The following is a 17,841-nucleotide window of genomic DNA, read 5'->3' as shown; positions in this document are numbered from 1 at the left end:
ATTGCGCCGCTATCATTTTAACCCTGCTGTTCCGACTTCAACCACGCAATCTCATCTTTCCAGATATCCGGATTAATGGTTTCCAGAATCATCGGAATGCCGTCGAAACGCTTATCCTTCATCAGCCAGCTAAAGACCGTCTTGCCAATGTTGCCTTCGCCCAAACTGTGGTGACGGTCGACCCGACTGCCGAGCGTGCTTTTAGCATCATTCAGGTGCATGCCACGCAGATACTGGAAGCCGACAATGCGCTCAAACTCGGCAAAGGTCGCCACACAATCCTCTTCGGTACGCAGGTCGTAACCCCCGGCGAAGGCATGGCAGGTGTCGATACAGACACCGACACGCGACTTATCTTCTACGTGCTCAATAATGGCGGCGAGATGTTCAAAGCGGAAGCCAAGGTTGCTTCCCTGACCGGCAGTATTCTCGATCACCGCCACCACATTGTTTGTCTTATCCAGCGCGATATTGATCGACTCGGCGATGCGCTTCAGGCAGGCATCTTCTTCAATCTGTTGCAAATGGCTGCCGGGATGGAAATTCAGCAGCGTCAGCCCAAGTTGCTCCGCGCGCTGCATCTCATCCAGGAACGCATCACGGGATTTCTCCAGCGCATCCATCACCGGATGGCCGAGGTTAATCAGATAGCTGTCATGCGGCAGAATCTGCGCTGAGGTAAAGTGATACTGCTCACAGGCCGTTTTGAAGGCATCGATGACTTCACCTGACAGCGGCGCGGCTTTCCATTGGCGCTGGTTCTTGGTGAACAGCGCAAAGGCTGTGGCTTCGAGTTCATGGGCACGGATAACTGCCTGGTCTACGCCGCCTGATGCACTGACGTGTGCGCCGATATATTTCATGCCGCTCTCCTGGTTGGGCGATTGCTGCTGCAAAGGGAACATCATAGCGGATGCAATAGCGCCGTGACATCTTGCATTGGCCCCTGACAGAAAAACGGCACAATGAAACACCTACCAAAATTGGCAGGTGCAAGATTTTGCAAGTTAACTATAGTTTCACAAATCAGTTTCTTTTAACTATAACTATGAAAACAGCCTATAGAAGTACCTTTGATACCGCTTTACAGCATGAAAACCTCAATGTTATCCATAAAATAACTTTAGGTAAGCGCAAGGATATTACCCTCTTTTATAATGGAAACGGCACCGTCGGATTCACCCTGGCCGTTCCCGAAACCGATAACTCACTGGTGCATTTTTACCGCTATGGTGTGAATCACAGTGAGCCGAAAAAGTTATATCGCTCGGAATGCCTCTACTCACGTCGAGAAAACTTCGGCTATCAAGACTGGCTGATCCGCACCATCACCGATGAGTTCACCGCCTGTGACACCGCTCTGGAAGAGTTGATTGGCATGAAATCCTAGTCGCCCTGCAATCTGGCTGGTTTAAACGTAAAATTGGTAATATATTTATCACCAACCAGAATAAGTAATAAGGGACGATGGGATGTTCATGCGCTTGCGCCGCTGGGCACGGCTGATCAAACGTGATGTATTAACACTGTGGTTTGCCTGCCGCGACCCGCGTACGCCATGGTGGTTTAAGCTGATGGCGTTTGGCATTGTGGCGTATGCCCTCAGCCCTATCGACCTCATCCCTGATTTCATTCCCATCATCGGTCTACTGGATGATGCCATTATTGTCCCGCTTGGCGTCATTATTCTGCTGCGCTTATTACCACGTGAAATCCGCATTAGCAGTGCGGAGCGAGCGGAGGTGCAGCGCGCGCGCGGCAAGAAAATCGTCAGTTGGGCCGGATTCGGCCTGACGGTGCTCATCTGGCTGGCGGTGGTGGTTTATCTTGTGCAGCGATACGCAATGTGAGGAGGGCGCATGCACATTACGCTGCGTCAGATTGAAGTCTTTACAGAAGTGCTCAAAAGCGGTTCGACCACCCAGGCGTCACAGGTATTGTCATTGTCGCAGTCAGCCGTCAGTGCGGCGCTGGCCGATCTTGAAAATCAGCTTGGCGTGCAGCTCTTTGATCGCGTCGGTAAACGATTAGTCCTGAACGAGCATGGCCGTCTGCTTTACCCGCGGGCGGTCGGGTTACTGGAGCAGGCCGGTGAGATCGAGCAACTGTTTAAAGAAGACAATGGCGCGATTCGTTTGTTTGCCAGCAGCACCATCGGCAATTATCTGCTGCCGGGGATGATCGCCGCCTATCGCCGCGATTTTCCCACCTTGCCGCTGGAACTCAGCGTAGGTAACAGCCAGGACGCGATCAATGCCGTGGCGGATTTTCGCGTGGATATCGGCCTGATCGAAGGACCATGCCATGAACCGGACATCGTCAGCGAAGCCTGGCTCGAAGATGAACTGGTGGTATTTGCGGCCCCGGATGCCGAGATTCTTCAGCAGCCGATCACCCTGGAAACCCTGGCCGCAGCGCCGTGGATTTTGCGTGAACGGGGGTCGGGCACCCGTGAAATCGTCGATTACTTGCTGCTGTCCCATCTGCCACAGTTTCAACTCGGTATGGAGTTGGGCAACTCTGAGGCGATTAAACATGCGGTGCGACACGGCATGGGTATCAGTTGTTTATCGCGTCGCGTGATCAGTGATTTGCTGGACGCGGGCACCTTAGTGGAAGTGGTTGTGCCCTTGCCACGCCTGACGCGCACGCTTTATCGCATCCATCATCGGCAGAAACATCTGTCGAAAGCATTGAGTCGTTTTCTCTCTTATTGCCGCGAGTGATCGCGGCCTGCTGGACGCGGCTGGCTAATAATTTCGCGACGATTATGAAGGTAACTAATAACCCGACGTGAATGCTATACAGCTTGGGGTTAGCTGCTACAATCGCGCCTTATTTTTATCCAGCATAGCGTTTACACATGCATAATGACTCAAAAACAACACAACAACCTGGATTGCGTCGTGAATTAAAAGCGCGTCATCTCACTATGATCGCCATTGGCGGTTCCATCGGCACCGGCCTGTTTGTCGCCTCGGGTGCCACCATCTCTCAGGCAGGTCCCGGCGGTGCGTTACTCTCCTACGCGCTCATCGGCCTGATGGTTTACTTCCTGATGACCAGCCTCGGTGAACTGGCGGCGTTTATGCCGGTTTCGGGCTCTTTCGCCACCTACGGCTCTAAATACGTTGAAGAAGGTTTTGGCTTCGCGCTGGGCTGGAACTACTGGTACAACTGGGCAGTGACCATTGCGGTGGATTTGGTGGCCTCACAGTTAGTGATGAACTACTGGTTCCCGGATACACCCGGCTGGATCTGGAGCGCACTGTTCCTCGGCCTGATGTTCCTGCTTAACTACATCTCAGTAAAAGGCTTCGGCGAAGCGGAATATTGGTTCTCGTTAATCAAAGTCGCGACCGTGATCATCTTTATCGTGGTTGGCGTACTGATGATCGTGGGCATTATGCGCGGTGCAGAAAATGCCGGCTGGCACAACTGGACCGTTGGCGATGCACCTTTTGCTGGCGGCTTTGCCGCGATGATTGGCGTGGCGATGATCGTCGGTTTCTCGTTCCAGGGAACCGAACTGATTGGTATTGCGGCGGGTGAGTCGCAGGACCCGGCGAAAAACATCCCTCGCGCGGTGCGTCAGGTGTTCTGGCGTATTCTGTTGTTCTATATCTTCGCGATTCTCATCATCAGCCTGATTCTGCCGTATACCGATCCGAAGCTGCTGCACAACGATGTGACTGACATCGCCATCAGCCCGTTCACATTGGTGTTCCAGAATGCCGGTTTGCTGTCAGCTGCGGCAGTGATGAACGCGGTTATTCTGACGGCCGTACTGTCAGCCGGTAACTCCGGGATGTATGCCTCAACGCGCATGTTGTTTAACCTGGCGCAGGAAGGTAAAGCACCCCGCATCTTTGCCAAACTGTCTAAAGGCGGTGTGCCGCGTAACGCGCTGATTGCGACCACTGTGGTGGCGGGGCTGTGTTTCCTCAGCTCGAAGTTCGGTAATCAGGAAGTCTATTTGTGGCTGCTGAATACCTCGGGTATGACCGGTTTTATCGCCTGGTTGGGCATTGCCATCAGCCACTATCGTTTCCGTCGTGGCTATGTGGCACAGGGGCATAACCTTGCCGATCTGCCGTATCGCTCAGGTTTCTTCCCGCTCGGCCCGATTTTTGCCTTCGTGCTGTGTTTGATCATCACGCTGGGGCAGAACTATCAGGCATTTTTGGCAGATCGTATCGACTGGTACGGCGTGGCAGCCACCTACATCGGCATTCCATTGTTCCTGCTGATTTGGTTGGGTTACAAGCTGGCACGCGGCTCACGTTTCGTGAAGTACAGCGAAATGGAATTCCCAACGTTTAAAGAGTGATGTTTTAAACGCGCGATGAATCGCGCCGCTACTTTCGTGTGCAACCAGCTGTAGCGGCGCGATTCATCGCGCAATGTCACCAGCGCAAATCCTTTTTCGTGTGTAACCAGCTGTAGCGGCGCGATTCATCGCGCATTCTCACCCGCACAAATCCTTTTGGGCTTTGTAACACAGTTATAATTGATAATTATTATCACCTGCACTATTGTGGCTGCCGTTATGATTTCGACAAGAAACAGGTAGAACAATGCAGACCACGGACTCCGCGCTGCTGGCCGATAATGGCCATCAAACCGATACCATGACGCGTTATCGTCAGGTATTGCGACAGCGCCTGATGCTGATTGGTGTACTGGTGCTGGCGATACTGGCTTCAGTCATCCTTGATTTCACCCTTGGCCCGGCCGGGCTCTCCCTTGATACCTTATGGCAAACGCTGACGCACCCCGATGCGGTAGATGCGGGTACGCGCGTTATCGTCTGGGACATTCGCTTGCCGTATGCCTTGATGGCCGTGGTGGTCGGCTTCTCATTGGGCCTGGCGGGTGCTGAGATGCAAACCATCCTGAACAACCCGCTGGCGAGCCCCTTTACCCTTGGCGTCTCTTCTGCAGCGGCCTTCGGCGCGGCGTTGGCAATTATTCTGGGTATCGGTATTCCCGGTGTGCCGGATCAGTGGTTTATCTCCGCCAATGCCTTTGTTTTCGCACTGTTTGCGGCGTTAATGCTGGATGGCGTGACGCGCTGGACCAAAGTGTCTACTTCGGGCGTGGTGCTGTTTGGTATCGCCCTGGTGTTCACCTTCAATGCGCTGGTTTCCATGATGCAGTTCATCGCCAGTGAAGATACCCTGCAAGGCCTGGTGTTCTGGACCATGGGCAGCCTGGCGCGTGCCTCTTGGGAAAAACTCGGTGTGTTGACCGCTGCGTTTGCCATTTTGATTCCGTTCTCGATGCTCAGCAGTTGGAAACTCACCGCGCTGCGCCTGGGCGAAGATCGCGCGGTCAGTTTTGGTATTGATGTGCGCCGTTTGCGCCTCGCCACCTTATTGCGCATCAGTATCCTTTCTGCTTTAGCCGTGGCTTTTGTCGGACCGATTGGTTTTATCGGTCTGGTGGCGCCGCATATTGCGCGCATGATGTTTGGTGAAGATCACCGCTATTATCTGCCAGCCAGTGCACTGGTCGGGGCATTAGTCTTGTCGCTGGCTTCGGTGGCGTCTAAGAACCTGATCCCAGGCGTGATCATTCCTGTCGGCATCGTGACCTCGCTGGTCGGTGTGCCGTTCTTCCTGAGTATTATTCTGCGTCATCGGGGGACGGTGTAATGGAACAAGGATTACGTCTCAGCCATTTCTACGCCGGTTATCCGAAGCGGAAAGTCATTGAAGACCTCAATGTACCCGAACTGCCGCGCGGCAAAATCACCGTGCTGCTTGGTCCTAATGGTTGTGGTAAGTCGACGCTGTTGCGCGCATTGGCGGGCTTAAGCAAAGGGCAGGGCGAACTGTGGCTAAATGGCGAAGAGTTGATGTCGCAGCCGTTTGCACGTCGTGCACAGCGCGTGGTGTATCTGCCGCAGAGTCTACCAGCCGGCGTGCACCTGCATGTGCTGGAATCGATTATCGTGGCGCAGCGTGCGTCCGGCGGGTTACACAGCGCCTCCAGCGAAGCGGAGATCATGCATCTGCTGGAACAGCTGGGGATCTCGCATCTGGCGATGCGCTATCTCGATCAGCTCTCCGGTGGGCAAAAGCAACTGGTTGGCCTGGCGCAATCGCTGATTCGTCGCCCGGAACTACTGCTGCTGGATGAACCCTTAAGCGCGCTCGATTTAAACTATCAGTTCCACGTCATGGACTTAGTGCGTCGCGAAACGCGCCTGCGCAATATCGTCACTGTAGTGGTGGTGCATGATATTAACATCGCGCTGCGTCATGCCGATCATGCTTTGATGTTGAAAGATGGCGGATTGCTGGCGGACGGTGAGCCGTCACAGGTGATCACGCCAGAAACACTGGCACAGGTATATGGTGTGCGCGGCCGTATAGAGCACTGCTCGCAAGGTATGCCGCAAGTGATGATTGATGGGCTGGTGGCGGAGTCGCTGGTCTAACCGTTGCAAGACATGAATAGCGTCTGATTCGGTACGGTGCGCCCTCTAGGCCACCCGAATTCAGGAGCGTGCGTGGGCACGCTCCTGAAGGCATTACACCAACAAATGCTTCGCGTGGAAGCGCAGGTGGTCTTCAACAAAGCTGGCAATGAAGAAGTAGCTGTGGTCGTAACCCGGCTGCACACGCAGTTCCAGCGGGAAACCTTGCTCACGTGCCACAGCTTCCAGGCGATCCGGGCGCAACTGGTCCGCGAGGAACTGATCGCTATCCCCTTGGTCGATTAAGATCGGCAAACGCTGTTCTACTTCACGCATCAACAGGCAGCTATCCCATTCGCGCCAGGTCTGGTGATCCTCACCCAAATAGGCGCTGAACGCTTTTTGTCCCCATGGCACTTCCGTCGGGTTAACTATGGGCGCAAACGCCGATGCCGAAGCAAAACGTCCACCGAGACGCAGCGCCAGTACCAGCGCGCCATGTCCTCCCATCGAGTGTCCCATCACCGATTGACGATCGCTGAGCTTGAAGTTATCGGCGACCAGCGCAGGTAACTCCGCACTGAGATAATCAAACATGCGGTAGTGAGCAGCCCAAGGCTGCTGCGTGGCATTCAGGTAGAAGCCCGCGCCCTGGCCGAGATCGTAACCGCTGTCGTTGGCGACCTCATCACCGCGTGGGCTGGTGTCCGGCATAATCAGCACCAAACCCAGCTCAGCGGCAACGCGCTGCGCACCGGCTTTGGTGGTGAAATTCTCGTCAGTGCAGGTCAGCCCCGCGAGAAACCACACCACTGGCGGTGGCGCATCATCCTGCGGCGGTGGCAAGAAGATGCTGAAGGTCATCGGGCAGTTCAAAACGGCTGACTGATGACGCCAGCGCTGCTGCCAGCCGCCAAAAATGCGGTGCTCTTCCAACAGTTCCAAAGTGGATGGCATAACGTCTCCTGATTACTTGTTGAAATGCACCACCGAACGAATCGATTTCCCTTCATGCATCAGGTCAAAGGCGTCGTTAATCTCTTCCAGCGGCATGGTGTGCGTGATGAAGTCATTCAGTGCAAACTTGCCATCAAGGTAATCCTGCACGATGCCAGGCAACTGGGTGCGGCCTTTCACGCCACCAAACGCCGAACCACGCCATACGCGACCGGTCACTAGCTGGAACGGACGGGTTGAAATCTCTTCACCTGCACCGGCTACGCCAATAATCACGGATTCGCCCCAACCTTTGTGACAGCACTCGAGTGCTGAACGCATCACGTTGACGTTACCGATACATTCAAAGGAGAAATCCACGCCGCCATCGGTCAGCTCAACAATCACATCCTGAATCGGCTTATCGTAGTCTTTCGGGTTAATCAGATCGGTGGCACCCAGTTTGCGCGCCAGATCGAATTTGCTGGTGTTCAGGTCGATACCGATGATGCGACCGGCTTTCGCCATTTTCGCGCCAATGATCGCGGACAAACCGATGCCGCCTAAGCCGAAGATCGCGACGGTATCGCCTTCTTTCACTTTGGCGGTGTTCATTACCGCCCCCATGCCGGTGGTGACACCGCAACCCAGCAGGCATACTTCTTCCAGTGGCGCTTCTTTGCTGATTTTTGCCAGAGAGATTTCAGGTACCACAGTGTACTCAGAGAAGGTTGACGTCCCCATGTAGTGGAAGATCGGCTGACCGTCTTTAAAGAAGCGGGTAGTGCCGTCAGGCATCAGACCCTTACCTTGCGTCGAGCGAATCGCCTGACACAGGTTGGTTTTGCCTGAGAGACAGAACTTACATTTGCCACACTCTGGCGTGTAAAGCGGGATCACGTGATCGCCGACCGCCACGCTGGTGACGCCTTCGCCCACGGCTTCCACCACACCGCCGCCTTCGTGACCGAGGATCGCCGGGAACACGCCTTCAGGATCCTTGCCTGACAGGGTGTAAGCATCGGTGTGGCATACGCCAGTCGCCACGATGCGCACCAGCACTTCGCCTTTTTGCGGTGGCATCAGATCCACTTCTTCAATTTTCAGCGGTTCGCCAGCTGCCCAGGCAACGGCGGCACGGGTTTTAATCATGTTCATGCGATCTTTCTTCCTATGAGTGTCGTGATTCAAAATTAATAAAACTCACTCAGCGGTCTGCAGCGGATGCAGCAATTCGTCGTTGAGCGGGCGGTCGTCAAACATTTCAATAATCAGATACTTCAGCGCTTCGACGTTCGGCGTGAAGGCATCGCGGCGCCACATCAGCCAGGTGGCGGTGTCGCGATACGCGGGTGGCAAGATATGTTCCTGCACGCGTGCGCGCGCTGGCATTTGCGCCAGTACCGACGCGGGGATCATCGCTACGCCGCCGCCAGCCGCTACGCAGGCCACCATGGCGTGATAGGACTGAATCTCCATCACGCTATTCGGTGAAGTCTGGCTCTCGCGATACCAGGACTCCAGTTTGGTGCGGTAGGAGCAGCTATTGCCAAAAGCAAACAGCGTGTCGTTCTGCGTGTCACGCGCGTTGTGAATCGGTCCGTGATCGAGACTGGTGATCAGCACCATTTCTTCGCGGAAGGCAATGCAGCCATTGAGGTCATCATGGGTAGCTGGACCATCCACTAATGCGGCTGCCAGCGTGCCAGCGCGCACTTTATCGATGATATCGCCCGAAGTACCGGTCACCAGCGATAGCGCCACCGTGGGAAATCGTTGATGATAGGCCGCCAGCAGGGCGGGCAAGCGCGTGGCTGCCGTACTTTCCATGGAACCGAAAGCAAAGTTGCCACCCGGTTCTCCGGCGCGCGCCATATTCAGCGCCTCATCACTCAGACTCAGAATACGCTGGGCGTAGTTAAGAAAATTGTGCCCCATTGGCGACAGGCGGATACGTTGTTTCTCACGGATAAACAGATCAACGCCAATCTCTTCTTCCAACTGGCGCAGACGTGTTGTGAGATTTGAGGGCACGCGATGCAGTAATTCTGCGGCGCGTGCCAGCGAACCGGTCTCGGCCACAGAACAGAACATGCGGAGTTGTACTAAATCCATATTCTCTTCTCGTAAACAACTTAGTTAATATTATTCACTTTTCGTGAGTGTAAACGTCATGCATGCTGCTGACAAGTGTAAAAAGATCATCAACTGAGGTCAGAATGGCGTTTCGTGTCGCGCTTAGCGCGTTTTTAAGTTTAGTGGTTGCGATGGGTATTGGGCGGTTTGCATTCACGCCGCAGGTGCCGTTAATGATCCAGGATCATCAACTGACCCTGACCAGCGCCAGTCTGGTGGCGGCGCTCAACTATCTGGGATATCTGTTTGGCTCTTTTGATGCCATGCGCGCGCGTCAACGCGTCGAGTGGCGTTTGCAGGCGGGTGTTTGGGGGGCGGTGATTCTGACGCTGCTCTCTGCCTGTGTCAGCGGCCCCTGGCTGCACGGCCTGATCCGCTTCCTGATAGGCTGTGCCAGCGGTTGGGCGATGGTGCTGGTTGCCGCATGGAGCAACGAACAACTGTTGCATCATGGGCGATCAGGCCTTTCGGCTGCAGTGTTTGCCGGGCCTGGCACCGGCATCTTTATCAGCGGTATGTTGGCCGTTGCGCTGCATGCCAGTGGCGCGAGTGCCACCTTTGCGTGGGCCGCTTACGGTCTGCTGGCGCTGCTGTTGATTGCCGCTATTGCCCGCTTCCTGCCGCGCACCGGTCAGTTACATCGCCCCGATCAGGCACCTGCACCCTTGGTACTGAATGGCAATCTGAAGCGTCTGGTATTGAGCTATAGCCTGGCGGGATTTGGCTACATTTTGCCCGCGACCTTCCTTTCGCAAATGACGGCAGCCCGCTTCCCGGATAGCGCATTAGCGCAATTTGTCTGGCCTGTGTTTGGTGGCGCGGCGGTCATCGGTATCGTGCTGGGCATTCTGACGCGGCGTTGGGGCAGTAGCCATGTACGCCTTGCACTCGTGCTGTGGGCGCAGGCGCTGGGCGTCATCGCCACCATCGTGATGCCCGGCCTGAACGGCTTATTAATCGGTGCTTTGTTGGTGGGCGGCGGCTTCCTGTGTGTGGTGCAGCTTGCACTGCAATATGGTCGGGAACTGGCACCGCATCATGCGCGCTATCTGGCAGGACTACTGACCACCGGTTACGCGGTGGGGCAGTTGGGCGGGCCGCTACTCTCATGGATTTCCAGCCTGTTGTGGCATCGGCTCGACCCGGCATTGTGGGTGGCCGGAGCAGGTCTGATCGTGGCTGGCCTGCTGGTGTTACGTCGTTCGACACCATGAAAAGCTTTCATCTCCAATCGGATTGATTGCTGGATTAAGCGCGCGTTGTGTTTCACAATACGCGCTCAGAAATTCCCCCGCAGGCTAAGACCTGCGGGCGCATCACCTGCCGGAGAAAGAGTACGATGAGCACCTTAAGTCAGGAAGCCGCCCTGGTTCACGAAGCGCTGTTGGCGCGTGGTCTGGAAACGCCTTTACGCGCCCCGGTGCGCGAGATGGATGACGAAGCCCGTAAGCGTGAAATCGCCGGTCATATGACCCAAATCATGCAGCTGTTGAATCTGGATCTGGAAGACGACAGTCTGATGGAGACCCCGCATCGCATCGCTAAGATGTATGTGGATGAAATTTTCTCAGGGCTGGATTACGCCAATTTCCCGAAAATTACCGTCATCGAAAATAAGATGAAGGTCGATGAAATGGTCACCGTGCGCGATATCACCCTGACCAGTACCTGTGAACACCATTTCGTGATCATCGATGGTAAAGCCACCGTTGCTTATATCCCGAAAGAGAAGGTGATTGGCCTGTCGAAAATCAACCGTATTGTGCAGTTCTTTGCTCAGCGTCCGCAGGTGCAAGAGCGCCTGACTCAGCAAGTGCTGGTGGCGCTGCAAACTCTGCTGGGTACCAACAATGTCGCGGTTTCTATTGATGCGGTGCACTACTGTGTGAAAGCGCGCGGCGTGAAAGATGCCACCAGCGCCACCACCACCACATCACTGGGGGGCTTGTTCAAGTCCAGCCAGAACACGCGTCAGGAGTTCCTGCGCGCGGTACGTCACAGCTAATCCTGTTGGGCGGCCAATTGCCGCCCGTTTTCACCTCTCTTCAGGGCACTCGATGCAACGCTATCTCGCGCTGGATTTCATTCGTGGTTGCGCCATTCTCGGCATTCTGCTGCTCAATATCGTCGGTTTTGGCTTGCCCTCGGCGGCTTATCTCAACCCGGCGTGGCGGGGGAGTCTCTCGCTGTCTGATGCCTGGACATGGGCGATCATGGATGGCCTGGCGCAGCTGAAATTTCTGACGCTGTTTGCTTTGCTGTTTGGTGCGGGCCTCTCGTTGCAAATACCGCGTGGCAGTCGCTGGATATCGGCGCGCCTGTCGTTGTTGGTTCTGCTGGGGTTCATTCATGCCATCTTCTTCTGGGAAGGCGACATCCTGCTCGACTATGGTCTGATCGGGCTGATTATATGGCGCATGCTGCGCGAAGTTCCCTCGGATAAGGCGCTGTTGCAAACGGGGACGCTACTCTATCTGATGGGATGCGGCGTGCTTTTGGTGTTTTGGGGTATCTCCGGCACTGAACCGGGCCGTTCGTGGTTACCGGGTGCCGCAGATATCGAGTACGAAAGCTACTGGAAGCTGATCGGTGGATGGGAAGCGGTGCAGAATCGCTTTGATCACCTCTCTTCCAGCCTGATGGCCCTCGCGGCACAGTATGGCTGGCAATTGGCGGGATTAATGTTGATTGGCGCCGCGTTAATGCGCAGCGGCTGGCTGAAAGGAGAATTTAGCGTACAGCACTATCGTCGTTCGGCCGCGTTGTTGCTGACCATTGGCTGGCTGATCGCCATTCCTGGCATTGTGGCGCAGTGGCTGCTGAATTGGGAATTTCGCTGGAGTGGTTTCTTACTGCAACTGCCGCGCGATCTGGCCAGCCCATTTGTCAGCCTCGGGTATGCCGCACTGTGCTTTGGTTTCTGGCCGCAAATCGGTCATACGCGAATCAGTCATGCTATTCAGTGTGTCGGCCGCATGGCGCTGAGCAATTACCTGTTACAGACCCTGATCTGCACCACCTTATTCTATCGCTTTAACCTGTTCCTGAAGTTCGATCGCTTGCACCTGCTGGCGCTGGTGCCTGCGGTATGGCTGGTCAATATCCTGTTCTCGGTGTTGTGGTTACGCTATTTCCCTCAGGGGCCAATGGAGTGGATATGGCGCAAGTTAACGCGACTCGCCGCAGGAAAACCCGAGAATTATCCCCGCATCAGATAATGACGTTCATCACAAAGGTTGCAGATTTGTATGTAACCGTTTTCATCCGTGTGACGTAATTCACGCAGCGGAACAAAATGCCCTGACAGAATAGCGCCGTTACGCGCCAGTCGCGCATTTTCTTCCTCTGTGGAACAGCTGCATGATAACGATCCGAGATGTCGCCCGTCAGGCCGGTGTGTCAGTAGCCACCGTGTCGCGTGTGCTCAATAACAGCAGTGCAGTCACCCCTGATACCCGTGAAGCTGTGCTTCAGGCCGTGGAATCACTGGGATATCGCCCCAACGCCAACGCGCAAGCCTTAGCCACTCAAGTCAGCGACACCATCGGTGTCGTGGTGATGGATGTCTCCGACCCTTTCTTTGGCGCGCTGGTGAAAGCGGTAGATACCGTGGCACAGCGTGTGCACAAACACGTGTTAATTAGCAACTCCTGGCATCAGGAAGAGAAAGAACGCCATGCCATTGAAGTGTTAATCCGCCAGCGCTGTAACGCCTTAGTGGTGCACGCGAAAACGCTTTCAGACGCAGAATTGACCGGTTTTATGGATCAGGTTCCGGGTATGGTATTGATAAACCGAACTATTCCCGGCTATGAGCACCGCTGTGTCTGCCTGGATAATGTCACCGGATCGCTGATGGCAACGCGCATGTTGTTACAACAGGGGCATCAACGCATCGGTTATCTCAGCTCCAGCCATCCCATCGAAGACGTGACACAGCGGCGCGAAGGCTGGCTGCAGGCCTTGTCAGAGCAGGGGATTCGTCCGCAGGAGTCATGGATTGCCCAGGGTGAACCCGACATGCAAGGCGGGGAAGCGGCTATGGTTGAGTTACTGGGCCGTAACCTGCATTTAACCGCCGTATTTTCTTACTGTGACGGCATGGCGGCGGGGGCACTGACTGCATTAAAAGACAATGGCATTCAGGTGCCGCAGCACTTTTCGGTGATTGGTTTTGATGATATTCCCATCTCGCGCTATACCGATCCGCAACTGACCACGGTTCGCTATCCTATTGTTTCTATGGCAAAACTTGCGACTGAGCTGGCGTTGAAAGGCGCCGCCGGAGAGCTGGATCCCGAATCTACCCACTGCTTTATGCCTACGGTGGTTCGTCGCCATTCGGTTGCCCAGCGGCAAATTGTGGAGTCGGTCACTAATTCAGGCGATAGCGCAGTGTAACCGTTTCCAATCTGTGATTACATTCACAGTTAATTAACATGGCGCTCACTATGATGGCAGCGTCTTACCGGACTGAAACATCATGTAACGCCGGGTTTTCCTTCTCCGGTCAGGTTTCAGTAGCCGATTGAAATAGTTCACAACACTCTTCAGGAAGCGTTTACGTACAGGGAAGTCAGGATTGCGATGGTGGCCCGGCTTTGCGTTACGCGTCCGCCCCATAAATGAGTTTGAACCGACTGCGTTGGTTGCCCGCAGGCAGCACAGCGCGATGATATGCCCTACATAAAAAACCGGAGATACCATGAATAAGAAGGTTTTCACGCTCACAGCACTGGTTGCCAGCATGATGTTTGGTGCAACTGCGCACGCCGCCGATACCCGCATTGGCGTGACCATTTATAAATACGACGACAACTTTATGTCTATGGTTCGCAAGGACATCGACAGCGAAGCCAAAAAACTGGGTGGCATTCAGTTGCTGATGAATGACTCGCAGAACAGCCAGTCTACCCAGAACGACCAGATTGACGTGTTGATGGCCAAAGGCGTGAAAGCGCTGGCTATTAACCTGGTTGACCCTGCAGCTGCGGCTGTAGTGATCGACAAAGCGAAAGCCAACGACGTGCCAGTGGTGTTCTTCAATAAAGAACCTAACGCTAAAGTGCTGGCCAGCTATCCTAAAGCCTACTACGTGGGCACCGATTCTAAAGAGTCTGGCATCATCCAGGCGAAGCTGATCGAGAAACACTGGAAAGCGACACCAGCCTGGGATCTGAACAAAGATGGCCAGATTCAATTTGCGTTGCTGAAAGGCGAACCCGGCCACCCAGATGCCGAAGCACGTACTAAATACGTGATCGAGACGCTGAACACCGATGGTCTGAAAACGCAGCAGCTGGCGATGGATACCGCGATGTGGGATACCGCACAGGCAAAAGACAAAGTTGATGCGTGGCTGTCTGGCCCGAACGGCAACAAAATTGAAGTAATCATCGCTAACAACGATGCGATGGCAATGGGTGCGGTTGAAGCGCTGAAAGCCCACAACAAAACCAACATTCCGGTGTTTGGTGTGGATGCCCTGCCAGAAGCACTGGCGTTGGTGAAATCTGGCGCGATGGCAGGTACCGTACTGAACGATGCGGAAAACCAGGCGAAAGCCACCATTGATATCGCGAAGAACCTGGCCGATGGCAAAGAGCCAACTGCGGGTACTAACTTCAAGATGGAAAACAAAATTGTACGTGTTCCTTACGTACCAGTAGATAAAGAAAACCTGTCTCAGTTTGTGAAGTAATCCGTCCTGGGCGCGGCAGGTTTGCCGCGCCTTATTGCATCTGACCCACGTTTTATTTAGCCAGGTAAATTATGGCCAGTGAGAATCCGACCACACAGCGTGAATATCTGCTGGAGATGACGAATGTCTCGAAATCATTTCCAGGGGTGAAAGCCTTAGATAATGTGAATTTAAAAGTGCGGCCGCACTCTGTCCATGCCTTAATGGGCGAAAACGGCGCCGGGAAATCCACATTATTAAAATGCCTGTTTGGGATTTATAAAAAGGATACGGGGAGCATCCTGTTTCAGGGTGAAGAAATTGATTACAAGAGTTCCAAAGAAGCGCTGGAAAACGGCGTCTCAATGGTGCATCAGGAATTAAACCTGGTATTACAACGCAACGTGATGGATAACATGTGGCTTGGCCGCTATCCGCGCAAAGGTGTGTTTGTCGATCAGGATAAAATGTATCGCGATACCAAAGCGATCTTTGACGAATTAGATATTGATATCGATCCGCGCGATAAAGTCGCCAATCTGTCTGTTTCACAAATGCAGATGATTGAAATTGCCAAGGCATTCTCCTATGACGCGAAAATCGTCATCATGGATGAGCCAACGTCGTCGCTGACCGAAAAAGAAGTTAACCACTTATTTACGATTATCCGTAAGCTGAAAGATCGCGGCTGCGGCATTGTGTATATCTCGCACAAAATGGAAGAAATTTTCCAACTGTGCGATGAGATTACCATCTTACGTGATGGGCAGTGGATCGCCACCCAGCCGCTGGAAGGGCTGGATATGGATAAGATCATCGCCATGATGGTGGGTCGCTCACTGAACCAGCGTTTTCCGGACAAAACCAACGTGCCGGGGGAAACCATTCTTGAGGTGCGTCATTTAACCTCGCTGCGCCAGCCATCGATTCGCGATATCTCCTTCGACCTGCGTAAAGGCGAGATTTTGGGGATTGCGGGGCTGGTCGGCGCGAAGCGTACCGATATCGTAGAAACCTTGTTTGGTATTCGCGAGAAGTCGGGCGGCACGATTAAGCTGCACGGCAAAGCGATTAATAATCACAGCGCCAATGAAGCCATTAACCATGGTTTTGCGCTGGTGACGGAAGAGCGCCGCTCAACCGGTATTTATGCATATCTTGATATTGGCTTTAACTCGCTTATTTCCAATATTAAAAAGTATAAATCCAGTATGGGGCTGCTTGATAACAAACGGATGAAAAGTGATACCCAATGGGTGATTGATTCGATGCGTGTTAAAACGCCGGGTCATCATACGCAAATTGGTTCGCTTTCCGGTGGTAACCAACAGAAGGTCATCATTGGTCGCTGGTTATTAACTCAGCCGGAAATTTTGATGCTTGATGAGCCGACGCGCGGTATTGACGTTGGGGCGAAATTCGAAATTTACCAGCTTATTTCAGAATTGGCGAAGAAAGAGAAAGGCATCATTATTATCTCTTCTGAAATGCCAGAGTTGTTGGGCATTACCGACCGTATTTTAGTGATGAGTAATGGCCTGGTAGCGGGCATTGTCGAGACCAAAACGACCTCGCAGAATGAAATCCTGCGTTTAGCGTCATTACACCTTTAATGAAGCAAGGGCTTTAACATGAAAGCGACTACTAAAAAGAATGCGCTAACCTGGTTAAAAGAGGGCGGCATTTACGTTGTCCTGTTGGTACTGCTGGCGATTATTATTTTCCAGGATCCGACATTTTTAAGTTTAATGAACCTGAGTAACATTCTGACCCAATCCTCAGTGCGTATTATTATTGCGCTGGGCGTGGCCGGATTGATTGTTACGCAGGGTACCGACCTGTCAGCGGGGCGTCAGGTTGGCCTGGCCGCGGTAGTAGCCGCCACGTTGCTGCAATCGATGGACAACGCCAACAAGGTATTCCCACATCTGGATACCGTTCCGATTCCACTGGTTATTCTGACCGTGTGCATCATCGGGGGTGTGATTGGCCTGGTGAACGGCGTGATCATTGCTTACCTGAAGGTGACGCCGTTTATCACCACACTGGGCACCATGATCATCGTTTACGGTATTAACTCGCTGTACTACGACTTTGTGGGCGCTTCACCGGTTGCCGGTTTTGATTCAGGTTTCTCCAATTTCGCTCAGGGCTTCTTGCGCTTTGGTGACTTTAAGCTGTCGTTCATCACCTTCTACGCGATCATCGCTATCATCTTCGTGTGGATTTTGTGGAACAAAACGCGCTTCGGTAAGAACATCTTTGCTATCGGCGGCAACCCGGAAGCAGCACGTGTTTCTGGCGTTAACGTCCCGTTAAACCTGATTCTGGTGTATGCCCTGTCCGGTGTGTTCTATGCCTTCGGCGGGATGTTGGAAGCGGGCCGTATCGGCAGCGCCACCAACAACCTCGGCTTTATGTATGAACTGGATGCGATCGCGGCCTGTGTGGTCGGCGGCGTGTCGTTTGCCGGTGGTGTGGGCACGGTGGCAGGCGTGGTGACCGGTGTGATCATCTTCACCGTAATCAACTACGGCTTGACCTATATCGGCGTTAACCCTTACTGGCAGTACATCATCAAGGGCGGCATCATTATCTTCGCGGTAGCACTGGATTCACTGAAGTACGCACGTAAAAAATAAGACCGACACACAGCAACATCACA

17 protein-coding genes are annotated in these 17,841 nt (G+C 53.8%); 13 read left to right on the top strand and 4 right to left on the bottom strand.

What is annotated here, in order from left to right; all coding sequences use genetic code 11:
• Positions 1–17 precede the first annotated feature (17 nt).
• Complete coding sequence (nfo, locus tag ACPUC8_RS02265; protein WP_039333758.1) at positions 18–863, bottom strand: deoxyribonuclease IV; 846 nt, start codon at positions 861–863, stop codon at positions 18–20.
• A gap of 137 nt (positions 864–1,000) precedes the next feature.
• Between nfo and ACPUC8_RS02260 the strand changes: the two genes are divergently transcribed.
• The 6 genes from ACPUC8_RS02260 (at position 1,001) to ACPUC8_RS02235 (ending at position 6,445) form a co-directional block, all read left to right on the top strand.
• A complete protein-coding gene (locus tag ACPUC8_RS02260; RefSeq protein ID WP_494925519.1) occupies positions 1,001–1,390 on the top strand; it encodes a hypothetical protein in 390 nt (129 codons plus the stop codon).
• Between the two features lie 82 nt (positions 1,391–1,472).
• A complete protein-coding gene (locus ACPUC8_RS02255) occupies positions 1,473–1,850 on the top strand; it encodes a YkvA family protein (RefSeq protein ID WP_494925518.1) in 378 nt (125 codons plus the stop codon).
• 9 nt (positions 1,851–1,859) lie between these two features.
• Entirely contained in the window at positions 1,860–2,726 is an 867-nt protein-coding gene (yieE, locus tag ACPUC8_RS02250) for a DNA-binding transcriptional regulator YeiE (protein WP_039333762.1), read from the top strand.
• 137 nt (positions 2,727–2,863) lie between these two features.
• A complete protein-coding gene (locus ACPUC8_RS02245) occupies positions 2,864–4,330 on the top strand; it encodes an amino acid permease (protein WP_058969217.1) in 1,467 nt (488 codons plus the stop codon).
• 247 nt (positions 4,331–4,577) lie between these two features.
• A complete protein-coding gene (locus ACPUC8_RS02240) occupies positions 4,578–5,657 on the top strand; it encodes a FecCD family ABC transporter permease (protein ID WP_039333766.1) in 1,080 nt (359 codons plus the stop codon).
• Complete coding sequence (locus tag ACPUC8_RS02235; protein WP_039333768.1) at positions 5,657–6,445, top strand: ABC transporter ATP-binding protein; 789 nt, start codon at positions 5,657–5,659, stop codon at positions 6,443–6,445. The genes ACPUC8_RS02240 and ACPUC8_RS02235 overlap by 1 nt, the downstream gene beginning before the upstream one ends.
• A gap of 93 nt (positions 6,446–6,538) precedes the next feature.
• Here the strand turns inward: ACPUC8_RS02235 and fghA are convergent, their stop codons facing one another.
• From fghA to ptrR, 3 genes are read right to left on the bottom strand one after another with little or no spacing between them, the layout of a single operon-like run.
• Positions 6,539–7,381 carry an S-formylglutathione hydrolase gene (gene fghA, locus ACPUC8_RS02230; RefSeq protein ID WP_494925517.1) on the bottom strand — a complete coding sequence of 281 codons (843 nt, stop codon included), beginning with the start codon at positions 7,379–7,381 and terminating at the stop codon, positions 6,539–6,541.
• Between the two features lie 12 nt (positions 7,382–7,393).
• Positions 7,394–8,518, bottom strand: coding sequence for an S-(hydroxymethyl)glutathione dehydrogenase/class III alcohol dehydrogenase (locus ACPUC8_RS02225; RefSeq protein ID WP_039333772.1), 1,125 nt, complete (start codon positions 8,516–8,518; stop codon positions 7,394–7,396).
• A gap of 45 nt (positions 8,519–8,563) precedes the next feature.
• A complete protein-coding gene (gene ptrR / locus ACPUC8_RS02220; RefSeq protein WP_039333774.1) occupies positions 8,564–9,475 on the bottom strand; it encodes a putrescine utilization regulator PtrR in 912 nt (303 codons plus the stop codon).
• A 104-nt stretch (positions 9,476–9,579) separates the two neighbouring features.
• On the opposite strand from ptrR, the gene ACPUC8_RS02215 reads away from it, so the two are divergent.
• From ACPUC8_RS02215 to mglC, 7 genes are all read left to right on the top strand, one after another.
• A complete protein-coding gene (locus ACPUC8_RS02215) occupies positions 9,580–10,710 on the top strand; it encodes a YbfB/YjiJ family MFS transporter (protein WP_039333776.1) in 1,131 nt (376 codons plus the stop codon).
• Between the two features lie 125 nt (positions 10,711–10,835).
• Positions 10,836–11,501 (top strand): GTP cyclohydrolase I FolE, encoded by a 666-nt coding sequence (folE, locus tag ACPUC8_RS02210; RefSeq protein WP_039333777.1) that lies wholly within the window; start codon positions 10,836–10,838, stop codon positions 11,499–11,501.
• A 52-nt stretch (positions 11,502–11,553) separates the two neighbouring features.
• Positions 11,554–12,714 carry a DUF418 domain-containing protein YeiB gene (gene yeiB, locus ACPUC8_RS02205; protein ID WP_494925516.1) on the top strand — a complete coding sequence of 387 codons (1,161 nt, stop codon included), beginning with the start codon at positions 11,554–11,556 and terminating at the stop codon, positions 12,712–12,714.
• Between the two features lie 142 nt (positions 12,715–12,856).
• Positions 12,857–13,897 carry an HTH-type transcriptional regulator GalS gene (gene galS, locus ACPUC8_RS02200; RefSeq protein ID WP_058969228.1) on the top strand — a complete coding sequence of 347 codons (1,041 nt, stop codon included), beginning with the start codon at positions 12,857–12,859 and terminating at the stop codon, positions 13,895–13,897.
• Between the two features lie 304 nt (positions 13,898–14,201).
• Entirely contained in the window at positions 14,202–15,197 is a 996-nt protein-coding gene (gene mglB, locus ACPUC8_RS02195) for a galactose/glucose ABC transporter substrate-binding protein MglB (RefSeq protein ID WP_058969229.1), read from the top strand.
• Positions 15,198–15,268: 71 nt separating this feature from the next.
• On the top strand, positions 15,269–16,789 hold the full coding sequence (mglA, locus tag ACPUC8_RS02190; protein ID WP_058969231.1) for a galactose/methyl galactoside ABC transporter ATP-binding protein MglA: 1,521 nt from the start codon (positions 15,269–15,271) through the stop codon (positions 16,787–16,789).
• 18 nt (positions 16,790–16,807) lie between these two features.
• Positions 16,808–17,818, top strand: coding sequence for a galactose/methyl galactoside ABC transporter permease MglC (gene mglC, locus ACPUC8_RS02185; RefSeq protein WP_039333782.1), 1,011 nt, complete (start codon positions 16,808–16,810; stop codon positions 17,816–17,818).
• Positions 17,819–17,841: the final 23 nt, after the last annotated feature.

It is taken from the genome of Pantoea sp. CFCC18177 (genome assembly GCF_059412425.1).
Note: the sequence above shows the minus strand (reverse complement) of the source record. Positions and strands in the feature narration are given on the sequence as shown.

Bases quoted from the DNA above. Each gene is read 5' to 3' on its own strand.
- nfo (WP_039333758.1), bottom strand. From the start codon at position 863: ATGAAATATATCGGCGCACACGTCAGTGCATCAGGCGGCGTAGACCAG.
- ACPUC8_RS02255 (WP_494925518.1), top strand. From the start codon at position 1,473: ATGTTCATGCGCTTGCGCCGCTGGGCACGGCTGATCAAACGTGATGTA.
- yieE (WP_039333762.1), top strand. From the start codon at position 1,860: ATGCACATTACGCTGCGTCAGATTGAAGTCTTTACAGAAGTGCTCAAA.
- ACPUC8_RS02245 (WP_058969217.1), top strand. From the start codon at position 2,864: ATGCATAATGACTCAAAAACAACACAACAACCTGGATTGCGTCGTGAA.
- ACPUC8_RS02240 (WP_039333766.1), top strand. From the start codon at position 4,578: ATGCAGACCACGGACTCCGCGCTGCTGGCCGATAATGGCCATCAAACC.
- ACPUC8_RS02235 (WP_039333768.1), top strand. From the start codon at position 5,657: ATGGAACAAGGATTACGTCTCAGCCATTTCTACGCCGGTTATCCGAAG.
- fghA (WP_494925517.1), bottom strand. From the start codon at position 7,381: ATGCCATCCACTTTGGAACTGTTGGAAGAGCACCGCATTTTTGGCGGC.
- ACPUC8_RS02225 (WP_039333772.1), bottom strand. From the start codon at position 8,518: ATGAACATGATTAAAACCCGTGCCGCCGTTGCCTGGGCAGCTGGCGAA.
- ptrR (WP_039333774.1), bottom strand. From the start codon at position 9,475: ATGGATTTAGTACAACTCCGCATGTTCTGTTCTGTGGCCGAGACCGGT.
- ACPUC8_RS02215 (WP_039333776.1), top strand. From the start codon at position 9,580: ATGGCGTTTCGTGTCGCGCTTAGCGCGTTTTTAAGTTTAGTGGTTGCG.
- folE (WP_039333777.1), top strand. From the start codon at position 10,836: ATGAGCACCTTAAGTCAGGAAGCCGCCCTGGTTCACGAAGCGCTGTTG.
- yeiB (WP_494925516.1), top strand. From the start codon at position 11,554: ATGCAACGCTATCTCGCGCTGGATTTCATTCGTGGTTGCGCCATTCTC.
- galS (WP_058969228.1), top strand. From the start codon at position 12,857: ATGATAACGATCCGAGATGTCGCCCGTCAGGCCGGTGTGTCAGTAGCC.
- mglB (WP_058969229.1), top strand. From the start codon at position 14,202: ATGAATAAGAAGGTTTTCACGCTCACAGCACTGGTTGCCAGCATGATG.
- mglA (WP_058969231.1), top strand. From the start codon at position 15,269: ATGGCCAGTGAGAATCCGACCACACAGCGTGAATATCTGCTGGAGATG.
- mglC (WP_039333782.1), top strand. From the start codon at position 16,808: ATGAAAGCGACTACTAAAAAGAATGCGCTAACCTGGTTAAAAGAGGGC.